Here is a 13,587-nt window from a genome sequence, read left to right on the forward strand (position 1 = left end):
GACCGTGCTGCCGCCCATCTTGCTACTCGCGGCCGAGCAGACGAAGCGCGGCCGCCACCGCCAGTCCCGGCACATCGAGGGTTTTCGACGCGAGATCGTGTCGGGCCCCGGCGATTTCGACAATTTGAGTGGGCGCGGCAATCAGCGCCGCGGCATCCCGCACCTCCGTCGGCGAGCCGAAGGGGTCCGACGTGCCGTGGGTGAATACCGTCGGCACCGCGATGTCGGGCAGGTGTTCCGTCCGGGCGCGCTCCGGCTTTCCCGGTGGGTGCACGGGGTACGAAAACAGGGTCAGCACATCGACGTCCGCGTCTTTGGCGGCCACCACCATCGACGTCATCCGGCCGCCGTAGGAATGACCGCCGGCGATCAGCGGACCGTCGGTCAGGTCGCGGCAGACCGCGATGGCCTCGACGATGCCGGCGCGGTCACCGGCCGCCGAACCCGACGGCGGTCCCTTGGGTCGCTTGCGCCGATACGGCAGGTCGTAGCGAACGGCCAGCCAGCCCCGCCGGGCCCACTCGTCGCAAAGGCGTTGCAGCATCGGCGATTCGCGATTACCACCGGCGCCGTGCGTCAGCACGACCACACCGTAGGGCTTCCCGTCCGGCTCGTGTGCGATGCCCGCGATGTCCTCGAGGTTGCTCATTCGTGCAGCCTAAACAGCGGCGACACCGGGCCGTGGCCGTGCCCGAGTGGATACGCCGCGCGCAAACCCTCGGTCACCCACTGTTTGGCGAACGCGACGGCGTCGAGCAGCGGGTAGCCGTGTGCCAGCGCGCATGCCGTCGCCGCTGCCAGGGTGTCACCGGCGCCGTGGTCATGGGTGGTGTTCACCCGCGGCGACTCGAATTCGTGAAAGTCGTTGCCGTCGAACAGCAGATCGGTGCTGCTGGCCGATCCCTGCAGGTGTCCGCCCTTGACCATCGCCCACTGCGGGCCCAATGCGTGCAGCGCCCGGGCGGCCTCGGCCTGCGTCGTCGAGTCGACGACGTCGATATCGACCAGTAGCCGCACCTCGTGCAGGTTGGGCGTCACCAGGGTCGCGAGCGGAAACATTTCGGTGCGAAGGGAATCCAGCGCCGCATGGTCGAGCAGCGCGTCGCCGTGCATCGACGCGCACACCGGATCGACGACCAAGGGAACGCCCGCGCCATGCTCGCGCCAACTCCGGGCGACGGCGGCGATGATCTCGGTCGACGCGAGCATTCCCGTCTTCGCGGCGTGCAGCCCGATGTCGTCAGACACCGCGGCGATCTGGGCAGCCACCACCTCGGGCGGAATGGGGTGAAAACCCTTGACGCCCACCGTGTTCTGCACGGTCACCGCCGTCACCGCGCACAATGTGTGAACGCCGAGCAGGGTGCAGGTACGGATGTCGGCCTGCATGCCGGCACCGCCGCCGGAGTCCGACCCGGCGATCGTCAGCACCCGCGTCGGCGTCCCGCCGGGCGGCGCCAGCGGTAGAAAACTACGCCTGGGCAAGCGGCAGATACACCCGGTTGCCGTGCTCGGCGAACTCGACCGACTTCTCCGCCATGGCGGCCTCGATCGCTTCCTCGCTGTCGAGTCCGTGCTTGGCCGCGTAATCCCGGACGTCCTGCGTGATACGCATCGAGCAGAACTTCGGACCGCACATCGAGCAAAAGTGCGCGGTCTTGGCGGGCTCGGCCGGCAGCGTCTCGTCGTGATATTCCCGGGCGGTGTCGGGGTCCAGTGACAGCGCGAACTGGTCGTGCCAACGGAACTCGAAACGGGCCTGCGACAAGGCGTTGTCGCGCTGCTGCGCGTGCGGGTGCCCCTTGGCCAGGTCGCCGGCATGGGCGGCGATCTTGTAGGCAATCACGCCGTCCTTGACGTCCTTGCGGTCCGGCAGGCCGAGGTGCTCCTTGGGCGTGACGTAGCACAGCATCGCCGTGCCGGCCTGCGCGATGATCGCGGCGCCGATTGCGGAGGTGATGTGGTCATAGGCCGGGGCGATGTCGGTGGTCAGCGGCCCGAGCGTGTAGAACGGTGCCTCTTCGCAGACCTCCTCTTCCAGTCGCACGTTCTCGACGATCTTGTGCATCGGGACGTGCCCCGGACCTTCGATCATCACCTGTGCGCCATGGGCTTTGGCGATCTTGGTGAGCTCGCCCAGCGTGCGCAGCTCGGAGAACTGGGCGGCGTCGTTGGCGTCGGCGATCGATCCGGGCCGCAGCCCGTCGCCGAGTGAGAAGGTCACGTCGTACTGGGCGAAGATGTCGCACAATTCGGCAAAGTTGGTGTACAGGAACGACTCTCGATGGTGTGCCAGGCACCAGGCGGCCATGATCGAACCACCGCGGGACACGATGCCGGTGACTCGCTTGGCGGTCAGCGGCACGTAGCGCAGCAGCACTCCCGCGTGCACGGTCATGTAGTCGACGCCCTGTTCGCACTGCTCGATCACGGTGTCGCGGTATAGCTCCCAGGTCAGCTCGGTCGGATCACCGTTGACCTTTTCCAGCGCCTGATAGATGGGCACGGTGCCAACCGGGACGGGCGAGTTACGCATGATCCACTCGCGGGTGGCGTGGATGTCCTTGCCGGTCGACAGGTCCATGATGGTGTCGGCGCCCCATCGGGTTGCCCACACCATCTTGTCGACCTCCTCGGCGATCGACGACGTCACCGCGGAGTTGCCGATGTTGGCATTGACCTTCACCGCGAACGCCTTGCCGATGATCATCGGCTCGCTCTCGGGGTGGTTGTGGTTGGCCGGGATCACCGCGCGGCCGCGCGCGACCTCGTCGCGCACCAGCTCGGCCGGCATCTGCTCACGGGCCGCGATGAACGCCATTTCGGCGGTGATCTCTCCGGCGCGGGCCCGCTGCAGCTGGGTGCCGCGATCGCGGACCACGCCGGGACGAGCCGGCAGGCCAGCGTGCACGTCGATCACAGCGTCAGGGTCGGTGTACGGGCCCGATGTGTCGTACAGGTCGAGGTGTTCGCCGTTGGACAGGTTCACGCGCCGGAACGGAACTTTCGCACCGGGCACCCCGTCGACGTCCCGGTAGACCTTGCTGCTGCCCGCGATCGGGCCGGTGGTGACGGTCGGTTCGACTGCTAAGTCGGTCATTTTCTCTCCCTACGACGGCATTACCCGATCAGGTTCTTACGGTCGACGGCCCCGAGCCGTCCTCTCAGCGCACCGGGCGTGCGCTCCCGCTGTCTTGCCCGGCTCCTCCTCGGATCGTTTTTCGATCCGCATTGTCGCCGGGCACGTTTATCTGGCAGTGCCTACGCTAGCGCAGCCTGGCGGGGGTGCGCAGGGATGCGTTCGGTTGCTGGCTAATCGGTAGGCAAGCTGGGGCATCGGTGGAAGGATGGTCGTCGTGCACGAGGCGGGTGAACCAAGCATCGGGGCCGATGCCTGGCCCGCCCGCTGGCCGCCCGTCGATGCCGAGAAGCCCGGCGTCGGATGGTTCCGGTTCTGGTTCGTCGGCCAGCGTTGGGAGTGGTCCGACGAATTGGCCCGGATGCACGGCTACCAACCGGGAACGGTCGAGCCGACGACCGAACTGCTGCTTTCCCACAAACATCCCGACGACCTGAGCCACGTCCAGGACATGCTCGACCGGGCGCTGCTGTCCAGGGGTTCGTTTTCCGGCCGCCACCGCTTCGTCGACACGGCCGGCAATGTGCACGACGCGGTCGTGGTGGCCGACCGGGTGTCCGACGACGCCGGGGTGGTGGTCGGGACCGCCGGCTACTACTTGGACCTGACCGCGACCTTCATCGAGAACCGTCAGAACGCGCTTGACGAAGCGCTGCCCGATCTGTTCGAGGCGCGCGCCGTCATTGAGCAGGCCAAAGGCATCCTGATGGCGATGTACCGGGTCAGTCCCGAGCAGGCCTTCGGGGTGTTGAAATGGCGGTCGCAGGAGACCAATACCAAACTGCGATCCCTGGCTAGGCAACTCATCGCCGAAATCTCAACGCAGCCAACGCCGTCGGCGGACACCCAGGCCGCCTTCGATCATCTGCTGCTCACCGTGCACCAACGTATCCCGGTCGAACCCACCGGTTAGCCGTCATGCCAGATAGGCTCCTTCGAACGGTGGATGGCAGGCGTTGGATCCAGCAGTTTGGAGCGCGTCGGAGCGGGTGAGCGAGATGGAACTGTTGGTGGTCGACTGTGACGTTCGACCGGACGCAGTACTGGTGCACGCGTCGGGAGAGATCGATTCCAGCACGGCCGGCGAACTGCGGTCTCAGCTGCAGGCCGCGCTGCGGCAGGCCGGCGCCCACGAATCTCGACTGCTGATCATCGATCTCAACGACGTGACGTATTTCGGCAGCGCGGGACTGAACGCCGTCCTCGACACCCACAAACAGGGCCTGCGCGGTGGCACGACGGTGCGCCTGGTGGCCGACAACGGGTTGGTGGTCCGGCCGATCGAGGTGACCAATCTCGACAGCCTGCTCGACCTCTATCCCACACTCCCGGACGCATTGGAAGGCCGCGAATCCGAGCAGGAGTCGTGAGCGGGCACGAACGCCGCGGCTGGCCGCGCGACGAAAGACTCCTGCCGCCCGACCTGGCCGCCGCCGTCGAGCTCGGCGGCGAGATGGGCCGCAGATTCGCCGAATTCGATTGGACCGCACACCCTCTCGGGTCGCCGCAGTCATGGCCCACCGAGATGCGGTCGGCGGTCGCGATGCTGTTGACGTCGAGCTTTCCGATGGTCCTGTGGCTCGACACCGACGAGCTGTTCCTGATCTACAACGACGCCTACATACCGATCCTCGCCGACCGGCATCCTGCCGCCTTGGGCCAGCGCGGCCAGTACGCCTGGTGGGATGTATGGGAACCGGTCCGCCCGATGCTGGCCGGGGTCATCGACACCGGCATCGCGACGTGGTCCTACGACTTGATGCTGCCGATTGTGACCGAGGGACGTCGTCGCGAGCGCTACTTCACCTTCACCTACAGCCCGCTGGTCCGTGCCGACGGCACGACGTTCGGGCTGATGTGTCCGTCGTTCGAAACCACCGAGCGAGTGCTCAGCGAGCGACGGCTGCAACTGCTCAACGAGGTGGCCGCGGCGGTCATGGACACCAACACGATCGACGATGCCGTGCAGGCAGCGGTCGCGGTGTGCGCCAACCGGCCCGACGTGCCGTTCGTCGCCATGTACGTCGGCGATCCGGAGGCGTCCGATGTCACGCTGCGCGCGGCCACGCCCTCGGTGCTCCCGCTGCTGCCGCCGACTCTGGCGGCGTTGACGAAATCCCAGGACTTGCCGCGCACCCGCGCCGAGACGCGGGTGATCGACGATGTCGCGGCCCTGATCGACGGTGTGCAGGACGTGTTGGGCGCTGAATGTCCCGACCATGCGCTGTTGCTACCGCTGGGCGAGGGATCGGCGGCGGGGGCGCTGCTGGTCGGAACGAATCCGCTGTGCGTGTTGGACGAGCAATACCTCGGCTTCTGTCAGCTCCTGGCCGACCAGTTGACCTCGGCGATGGCGTCGGCGGTCTCCTACGAACAGCAGCGGCGGCGGGCCGACGCCCTCGCCGAATTGGGCCACGCCAAGACGGCCTTCCTCACCAACGTGAGTCACGAATTTCGCACACCGCTCACGCTGTTGTTGGGGCCGCTCGACGATGCGTTGGCGGCGACCACGCCCGAAAGCGTGATGGCCAACCGCCTGAGCACCGCTCGGCGCAATGCGGGCCGGCTGCAGCGGTTAGTCGACTCGCTGCTGGATTTCTCTCGCATCGAAGCCGGCCGGGCCACTGCAGAGCTCGTCTGCACCGACGTCGGCGCGCTGACGGCACACATCGCGTCGTCGTTCGCCGAGCTGTGTCAGCGCGCGAATCTCGACCTGGTGCTCGACTGTCAGCCCGTGCTGGCCGACGTCGATCCGGGCCTGTGGGAGACCGTCATCCTCAACCTGATGTCCAACGCGGTCAAGTACACCCTGTCCGGTTCCATCAAGGTCACCACGCACAACGACAAAGCCTTCTGTCGCATCACCGTTCGCGACACCGGCGTCGGCATTTCCAGGGCGGACTTGAAGCGGTTGGGGGAGAGGTTCTTTCGTGCGGACGGTACGCACGGGCGCAGCGTCGAGGGCACCGGGATCGGATTGTCGCTGGTGCAGGGGCTCGTCGACTTGCACCACGGCACAGTCGAATTCGAAAGCGAGCCCGGTCGCGGCACCGCCGTCACCATCCGGTTGCCCCGGTCGGCGGCAGACACGCCAGTGGCCCATTCCTCCTCGGCGTTGCTGGAGAACCCGTACGTGATCGAGGCGGACCAATGGGTGGGACCCCGACCGGGGGCAAGCGATCTGCAGCCTGCACCCGACGGCCGCGAGTTGGTGCTGGTCGCCGATGACAACGCTGACATGCGAGCACATTTGCACCGGGTGCTCTCACCGCGCTGGCGAACGGTGCTGGTCCACGACGGCCAGAAAGCACTCGAGGCGATCCGTGCGCTTCGCCCCGACATCGTGATCACCGACGTGATGATGCCGCGACTGGACGGCTTCGAACTGGTCGAGGAGATCCGCGCCGATTCCGCGCTGGCGTCCACCCCCGTGCTGATGCTCTCGGCGCGGGCCGGTGCGGACGCTGTCAGCGAGGGATTCGCGAGCGGCGCGGACGACTATCTGCCGAAGCCGTTCAGGTCCCAGGACCTGATCGATCGCGTCGCGGCGCGACTAGCGGCCAAGGCGCGCGAACGCGACAGCAGGCGAACCAGCGATGCCCGGGCGCAGCAAGCTTTGTATTTCGCGCAACTCGAGGCCGCGCTGCAGGGGGCCGATACCGGCGCGGCGATCGTGGCGGCGTTGCAGGGTGCGGAATTCGTGCCGGGTGAGCCGCCGACCATCTGCCTCGGTCTGCTCGACGAAGAGGCGAAGAACCTCCGCTTCGAGTACGGCGCTCCGGTGGCGCCCGAAATTCGCGACCGCTACCACATTGCCTCGATGGACACCCCGATCGTGCCGGTGGACGTGGTCAGGTCCGGGCAGCCGATGGTCATCACCGACACGCTCAATCTCAGCTCGCGCTACCGGCACGTGGTCGGTGAGACGTCCAACGCGGTGCGGTCCTGCATCAGCCAGCCGCTGCGCGGTATGGACGGTAAGATCGTCGGTTCGCTCGGCATGCTCTGGCCCAGGCCCAGAGAATTCCAGCCGGCCGAAATCGATTGGGCCGCACACGTTGCCAGAATCACCCAGTCGGCAGTCGACCGCATCCGCAGCGTGCAACGCGAACACCAGATCGCCGTCGACTTCCAGGACCACTTGCTGGACCTGGACCATGGTTCGACGGCGGCGGTGGTCGCCGCGGTCTATCAGCCCGGTGGTGAAGCGATGCGGGTCGGCGGTGACTGGTACCTGGTCATGCCGCTGGAACAGCAAGGCCGGATTGCGATTTCGGTCGGCGACGTGGTCGGGCACGGCCTGCCCGCCGCGATCGCGATGAGCCGATTGCGGGCCGGAGTGGCCGCCAGCGCGCTGACCGATGCCGACCCGGGCGCGGTATTGGGGAACCTGGACCGCTACGCGGCCAAGGTGCCGGGGGCGCGGTGCGCGACGGTCAGCTACGCGGTGATCGACGACGGCTCGGATCCGGACACCGGCGACGGCGTGGCCCGCATCAGTTATTCCTGTGCGGGCCATCCCTATCCGCTGCTGGTGGCTCCCGGCCAGCCGCCGGTGTTCCTCTCAGACGGTCGACGCCCTCCGGTCGCCGCCTGGGAAAGCCCGTTGAAGCAGAACACCGCGGTGCACGAATTACCCAGCGGCAGTGTCATTCTGCTGTACACCGATGGGCTGATCGAGCGGCCCGGTGAACCCCTCGATGACGGCTTCGCGCGTTTGCAAGGGGCCGCGGCTTACCGCGCCGACCTCCCGGTCGGGGACCTGTGCGACGAACTGCTCGAGCGGATGGCCCCGGACGGCGGCTACACCGACGACGTCGTGCTGCTGGCGCTGCGTCCCTGTCACAGCTCGGACCGCAGCTTTGCCACTGTGGTGGCCGCGTCGCTGGACAACATCGCCGATGCCCGACATCGTATGCGCGACTGGCTTTCTGGTCTCGACGTCGATCCGCGTCGGGAATCCGACATCCTGCTGGCCACCGGTGAAGCGGTGACCAACGCGATCGAACACGGGTGTGGCGGCGACGGCACCATGACGGTGTCCATCGAAGCGTTCGTGCGCGGGCGGACCGTCACCGCGACCGTGACCGACGCGGGCCAATGGTCCGGCGACTCATCGGCATCCCAGCGAAGTCAGGAGCGCGGCCGCGGCCTGACGATGATCAACGGTCTCGCCGACGACGCGAAAACCGTGCGCACCGCCGCCGGCACCCGGGTCACGCTGACGTTCGAGGAGGCAGTGCTGCCGGAGGATGGTCTTGTGGAAGGCATGACATCGTGAGCCGCGCGGAGTTTCAGCTGCAGACGGCACTGGAGTCGACGCCGTTGGAGGTGACCGTGACCGGTGAGGTCGACGCCTCCAATGTCGTCGAGTTCAACCGATCGGTACGCGACCTTCCCGGCGAGCGGCCGATGATCCTGCACCTGAGCAAGGTGAAATATCTGGACAGCGCAGGCTTCTCGACACTGGATCGGCTGCTCGCTGACCATGAGGTCGTTATTGTGTTGGCGCCGAACAGCTTCATGTATCGGGTGGCGGAATTGATGTGCATGCCGATCCATCATGACGCGAAGGCCGCGCGCCGGGCCTTGCGCGGCGGTAATAGCTGAGTTCGCTACTCGGCGTCCTCGATGGCCTCGCCGAGCTCCTCGAGAAGTTTGTTGTGATGGTTGCTGGCCAGCAGATGACCCGCGGCGATGACAAGCGCGACCGGCCAATCGATGAGCTCGAACGCCGCTAAGGCCGCAAGTCCGCCGTAGTAGGCCAGCGCCTCTGGCCGCGGAATGTCGACCTGTCCGAATACCGGAAGGTTGATCGCGAACGTTTCCCCTTCCCGGATATGTGCGACGGCGTCTGCCTGCGACGTTCCCCGGCGCGCATTCTTTTCGGCCATCATTTGCCTTTCGGTAACTTGAGCGTTGCCATTGTGACTGTTGGTGCGGTCACCGTCGGAACTATGTCGACGACCGATGCTCTTGCCGATCCACTAGGCGGAGCCGTGGCTGGCCTTCTGACTGTTCCGCTGACCCAGTTGTACGCCGCGTTGTGGCGCCTCGGCGCGGTCGAGGTGGTGTCGACTCGCTCGGATCCGAGTCGGTCGGATTCGCGAACGCCCGGCCCGCGACGGCCACAGCCGCAGTCGCAGCCCCGGCTGAGCCCAGCGCCTGCGCCCAGGCGAGCGGGCCGAGCGGAGTACAGCCGAGCAACTGGCTGACGCCGGGGATGCTGATCAGCGTGCCCATCACGGCCAGCGAGCCGCCCGCGGTCAGCACGACCAGCGGAGTCCGGGATTCCAGCAGCGTCTGACCCAGCTGCGCGGACACCAGCGCGACCAGGGCAACCGTCGACGCCCGTTGTGGCCGTCCGGTGAATCCGGCCATCGTCCAGGCCGCCGTCGCAGCCGCCGCGGTGGTGACACCGCGGATCGCGACGGCCTGCCACAGCGCCTGCTGGTCGGGGCCTCTGGCTGTGGCGCCGTCGGCCCCAGCCGGCCCGCTCGGCTTGCTGACCGCCAGCGCCGCGGCGGGAAGGGCGTCGGTGAAGATGTTGACCAGCAGCAGCTGACGGGTGTTCAGCGGCGAATCGCCGGTGATCGCGCTGCCGATGATCGCGAACGCGACCTCCCCGGCGTTACCGCCGAGCAGCACCGACACCGCCGCCTGCACCCGCCGCCACAGCTCACGGCCTTCGTCAATCGCGTTCAGCAGCGCCTCGATGCGGGCATCCAGCAGCACCACGTCAGCCGCGACGCTGGACGAGTCGCTGCCGCGCGCGACGACGCCGATGCCGACTGTGGCCGCCCGGATCGCGGCGGCGTCGTTGGCGCCGTCGCCGACCATCGCGCAGACCTTCCCGGCCCGCTCCAGCGTCTGGACCACCTGGACCTTGTTCTCGGGTGACATCCGGGCGAAGATGACCCGCTCGGTGACCACCCGCTCCTGGTCTTTGCGCGACAGCGCGTCCCATTCGGCGCCGCTGATCACCTGGTCGGCGGTGATCGACATGCCCATCTCACGCGCAATCGCCGCGGCGGTGATGGGGTGGTCGCCGGTGATCAGCCGGATCCCGATCTCCCGCTCGGTGAGCGCCGCCAGCAGGGCGGGCGCCTCGGCGCGCGGGGTGTCGGACAATCCGAGGAAGCCGGCCAGCGAGAGCTCAGCACCGGCCAGATCGGCGATGGCGTCCTCGTCTTCGGCCACTAGCTGCGCCTGCTGTGGGGTCAACTGGCGGCGCGCGACCGCGATCACGCGCAGGCCCTCGGCCGCCAGCCCGCGGACGGTTTGGTCGATGTCGGGTCCGACGCCGTTGCAGGCGGCCAGCACGACCTCAGGTGCGCCCTTGACCGTCAGCTCGTCGCCCAGGACCGATGCCGAGAACGACCTACCGGACCGGAACGGCAGGTGCGCTGTGCTTTCCGCAGCCTTCGCCGCGGGGTCCGTGACCGACTTGGCCGCCTCGATGATGGCCCGGTCGGTGGCGTGTACCTGCGGGCTGCCGTTGGCGTCCGGTGCGGCGCTGGCCGCGCAGCGCAGCACCTCGTCACGGGAGTAACCGTCGGCGGGATGCACTTGCGACACCCGTAACCGGTTCTCCGACAGTGTCCCGGTCTTGTCGAAGCAGACGACGTCGACGCGGCCCAGCGCCTCCACCGACCGTGGAACCCGCACCAGCGCACCGAAGTTCGTCAGTCGCCGGGCCGACGCCGCCTGCGCCAGGGTCGCTACCAACGGCATGCCTTCGGGGACCGCCGCCACGGTGATCGCGATGCCGCTGGCGACGGCTTGGCGTAAACCCTTGCGGCGCAACAAGCCCAAGCCGCTGACCAGTAGTCCGCCGGTGACGCTGACCGGGAAGGCGCGGTTGGTGAGTTGACTGAGTTGATGTTCCAGACCGATCTGTGGCAGCTCGCTGGAGACCAGTTCGGCGGCCCGCCGCGCCTGGGTGTCGGCGCCGACGGCGGTCACCAGCGCGACCCCAGTGCCCGCGACGATCGTGGTGCCGCCGTAGAGCATGCAACGTCGCTCGGCCAGGTCGGCGCCAGGCGTGGGGTCGATCTGCTTTTCCACCGGCAGCGACTCGCCGGTCAGGGTGGACTCGTCGACCTCGAGATCCTCTTCCTCGACCAGTCGAGCGTCCGCGGGCACCACCTCGTGGGTGCGCACTTCGATCACGTCGCCGGGCTGCAAGTCCGCGGCCAGCACGTCGGTGTAGACCGACGACCCGTCTGCCTGGAACGTCACCTTGCGGGCTGGCGGGATCTGTTGCGCCAGAAGCTCATTGAGTCGGCTTTCGGCGCGTAGCCGTTGACTGGCCGCCAGCATCGAGTTACCGGTGAGCACCGAGCCGACCAGCACCGCGTCCACCGGTGAGCCGAGGACCGCGCTGGCCGCCGAGCCGAGCGCCAGCACGGGTGTCAGCGGGTCGGACAACTCGGCCCGCACCGCCTTCAGGAACTGCCAGATCGCCTGACGCGGGCGGTCGGTCAACTCGGCGCCTCGATACGCCGTCTCCTTCGCGCGGGTGGCTATGCCCTGGCGAGGCTGCACCGCCAGCCGGACATCCGGTGGCGGCAACATCTTTCGAACCTGCTCGATCGACATTGCGTGCCACTCGTGAATTGGGGCGGGCAGCGGTGTCGGTTCGCGTAACACGCGGCGGGCCATCAGGTAACCGGACAGCAGGCCGGCAGCGGCACCCGTCGTCACCGGGCCGGGGCCACGTCCGCGTACCCCCGGCACCATCAGCAGAGCGCCCAAAGCCGTTGCTCCGGTTGCTATTTCGATGCCTCGCTTGCTCGCCGACTTGGCCGCCGGGATGGCATGCAGCAGCCGCCACGCACTGTCCAGGTCGCTCAGGATCAGGTCCGCGGTCCACGGTGGTGGTTCGGAGTCGGAGTCGGGCATCAGGCCCAAGCCGATGTCGGCTGACGAAAGTGCTTGCGCTGCAGCCGATGAGATCACCGCGACGGTGTGCCCTGCGTCTTGCAGGTCGGCCAACGCCGTGGCGAGCGCGATGTCCATCGGCATCTGGCGCCAAGGACGTAGCTCGTCGAACGCGGGTTGCAGCTCGCCGAGGTCGTCGATGTCGACAGAGATCAGCTCCAGACCGGCCCGCCGTGCCTCCGCCAGCACGGCCGAGGCCAAGGGGTGGTGGGTCGGGCCGATCAGCGCCTCCACCTTCGCATCGACCGGATGCCAGCCAACCGTGAGGCCTTTGTTCTCCAGCAGCAGCTGGGCGCGGTTCCAGGCCGGTGTCAGCTCGGCCTCGTTCGCGCCGCGGACGCGGACCACCCGCAGGGTGTTGGTGCACAGCACTCGGGGGTCGATCAGCACCGCGTCGATGCGGTCGAGCCAACGAAGCTTTTCGGGCCGCAGCGGCAACACCTCGTGCTGTTGGGCCAGGCCCTGCCCCAGGGCGGCGGCGAACGATTCGCGAGTAGTGCGCGAGGCTTTCGGAGTGGTGACAAGCGTCGCGGTCGAGGCCAGCGCCACGTTGCGGGTAAAGGCTCCGACTCCCGCGGTAGCGAGCACCTGGCCCCACGCGCTGCGCCGACCATGCCGCTCGACCGGGCCCTCGGCCGGAGGCACCGGCCGCGACGGCGGATAGACCTCGGCATGGTCGGCGTGGCGGGCCAGTGCGGGCTCGTGGCGACCCCAGGCCCGCGCCTCGGCCTGGAACTCAGAAGCCTTGAGGATCTCCATCGCCAGGTCGACGGCCAACGAGGCGGGCGACAACTCCAGGACGTGCGCGACCACCATCGCGACGGACAACACCGCGTCGGTCGCCGAGTGGCCAATGCTGTCTTCGAGCAGCTTGCGTAGCCGCGGCTGGTAGTCGACCGTGACGACCAGCGCTTCGACGCCGTCGAAAAGGTGCGGCCACCGCAGCACCCGGCCCACCATGGCGGCGCTGACGCCGACCGCGGTGGCGCCGACACCCAACGCATTGGTGGCCAGCAGCAGTCCGTCGCCGGGGAGCGGTTTGGGACGCGTGTCGTTGCGCTGTTCATCGACGGCATTGCTTGCCCGCCAACGGTTTTCGGCGTCGTCGACATCACGGCAGAGGTCGCGCAGCGAGATGTGATCGCCGGCCAGGGTGACCACGATGCGCGACAGCGGCCGGTTGACGCTGACGGACTTCACTCCCGGCCGCGCGCGCACGGCGTCGACCACGAAGCGACCGAGTTCGGCGCCGTCCGGGCCGTCGAGTCCGCGGACCTCGACCCACGCGCGACCTCGTCCGCGCCAACTGTGCCGGGTCAACGTGGGAGTCGGCAGCCCGGAAGTCAGGGCCCTGGCGCCTTCCCGAACCGGGATGGCGGCCATGGTCAGACCGGTTGAGGCCGCCGTACCTAGGGAGTCGACCAGCGCGGACGTCGCCGCAAAACCCATGGTGACCGCGCGCAGCGGAAAGGATGCTCGCACCAACGCGACGCTACCTACTTGTC

At 67.8% G+C, this 13,587-nt stretch carries 9 protein-coding genes and 1 pseudogene; 5 read left to right on the forward strand and 5 right to left on the reverse strand.

Annotated elements, in window-relative coordinates; translation table 11 throughout:
• Window positions 1-22: 22 nt before the first annotated feature.
• From MKK62_RS12850 to thiC, 3 genes are read right to left on the reverse strand one after another with little or no spacing between them, the layout of a single operon-like run.
• Complete coding sequence (locus MKK62_RS12850; protein WP_240260717.1) at window positions 23-649, reverse strand: alpha/beta hydrolase family protein; 627 nt, start codon at window positions 647-649, stop codon at window positions 23-25.
• Window positions 646-1,485 (reverse strand): bifunctional hydroxymethylpyrimidine kinase/phosphomethylpyrimidine kinase, encoded by an 840-nt coding sequence (gene thiD / locus MKK62_RS12855; protein WP_240260716.1) that lies wholly within the window; start codon window positions 1,483-1,485, stop codon window positions 646-648. The genes MKK62_RS12850 and thiD overlap by 4 nt, the downstream gene beginning before the upstream one ends.
• Window positions 1,472-3,100, reverse strand: a complete 1,629-nt coding sequence (thiC, locus tag MKK62_RS12860) for a phosphomethylpyrimidine synthase ThiC (RefSeq protein WP_240260715.1) — start codon at window positions 3,098-3,100, stop codon at window positions 1,472-1,474. The genes thiD and thiC overlap by 14 nt, the downstream gene beginning before the upstream one ends.
• Before the next feature lie 280 nt (window positions 3,101-3,380).
• On the opposite strand from thiC, the gene MKK62_RS12865 reads away from it, so the two are divergent.
• The 4 genes from MKK62_RS12865 to MKK62_RS12880 are packed head-to-tail and all read left to right on the forward strand — an operon-like array spanning window position 3,381 to window position 8,749.
• Entirely contained in the window at window positions 3,381-4,052 is a 672-nt protein-coding gene (locus tag MKK62_RS12865; RefSeq protein ID WP_260060496.1) for a PAS and ANTAR domain-containing protein, read from the forward strand.
• Window positions 4,053-4,095: 43 nt separating this feature from the next.
• On the forward strand, window positions 4,096-4,509 hold the full coding sequence (locus MKK62_RS12870; RefSeq protein ID WP_350355756.1) for an STAS domain-containing protein: 414 nt from the start codon (window positions 4,096-4,098) through the stop codon (window positions 4,507-4,509).
• On the forward strand, window positions 4,506-8,420 hold the full coding sequence (locus tag MKK62_RS12875; RefSeq protein WP_240260713.1) for a SpoIIE family protein phosphatase: 3,915 nt from the start codon (window positions 4,506-4,508) through the stop codon (window positions 8,418-8,420). The genes MKK62_RS12870 and MKK62_RS12875 overlap by 4 nt, the downstream gene beginning before the upstream one ends.
• The gene (locus MKK62_RS12880; protein WP_240260712.1) at window positions 8,417-8,749 is read left to right on the forward strand and encodes an STAS domain-containing protein; all 333 of its coding nucleotides are present in this window, start codon (window positions 8,417-8,419) and stop codon (window positions 8,747-8,749) included. Before MKK62_RS12875 ends, MKK62_RS12880 begins: the two co-directional genes overlap by 4 nt.
• Window positions 8,750-8,754: 5 nt before the next feature.
• Here the strand turns inward: MKK62_RS12880 and MKK62_RS12885 are convergent, their stop codons facing one another.
• Entirely contained in the window at window positions 8,755-9,033 is a 279-nt protein-coding gene (locus tag MKK62_RS12885; RefSeq protein ID WP_240264177.1) for a hypothetical protein, read from the reverse strand.
• On the opposite strand from MKK62_RS12885, the pseudogene MKK62_RS26525 reads away from it, so the two are divergent.
• A pseudogene (locus MKK62_RS26525) lies at window positions 8,980-9,168 on the forward strand (hypothetical protein); the annotation flags it as partial. The gene MKK62_RS12885 and the pseudogene MKK62_RS26525 sit on opposite strands and share 54 nt — an antisense overlap.
• Here MKK62_RS26525 and MKK62_RS12895 read toward each other — a convergent pair.
• The gene (locus MKK62_RS12895; protein ID WP_350355761.1) at window positions 9,095-13,531 is read right to left on the reverse strand and encodes a cation-translocating P-type ATPase; all 4,437 of its coding nucleotides are present in this window, start codon (window positions 13,529-13,531) and stop codon (window positions 9,095-9,097) included. The pseudogene MKK62_RS26525 and the gene MKK62_RS12895 overlap by 74 nt on opposite strands.
• Between the last annotated feature and the right edge of the window lie 56 nt (window positions 13,532-13,587).

This window comes from Mycobacterium paraterrae (assembly GCF_022430545.2).
Taxonomy (GTDB): Bacteria; Actinomycetota; Actinomycetes; order Mycobacteriales; family Mycobacteriaceae; genus Mycobacterium; species Mycobacterium paraterrae.

Excerpts from the sequence above, each read along its gene's own strand:
- MKK62_RS12895 (WP_350355761.1), bottom strand. The coding sequence starts at position 13,531 with ATGGGTTTTGCGGCGACGTCCGCGCTGGTCGACTCCCTAGGTACGGCG.
- MKK62_RS12885 (WP_240264177.1), bottom strand. The coding sequence starts at position 9,033 with ATGGCCGAAAAGAATGCGCGCCGGGGAACGTCGCAGGCAGACGCCGTC.
- thiC (WP_240260715.1), bottom strand. The coding sequence starts at position 3,100 with ATGACCGACTTAGCAGTCGAACCGACCGTCACCACCGGCCCGATCGCG.
- MKK62_RS12850 (WP_240260717.1), bottom strand. The coding sequence starts at position 649 with ATGAGCAACCTCGAGGACATCGCGGGCATCGCACACGAGCCGGACGGG.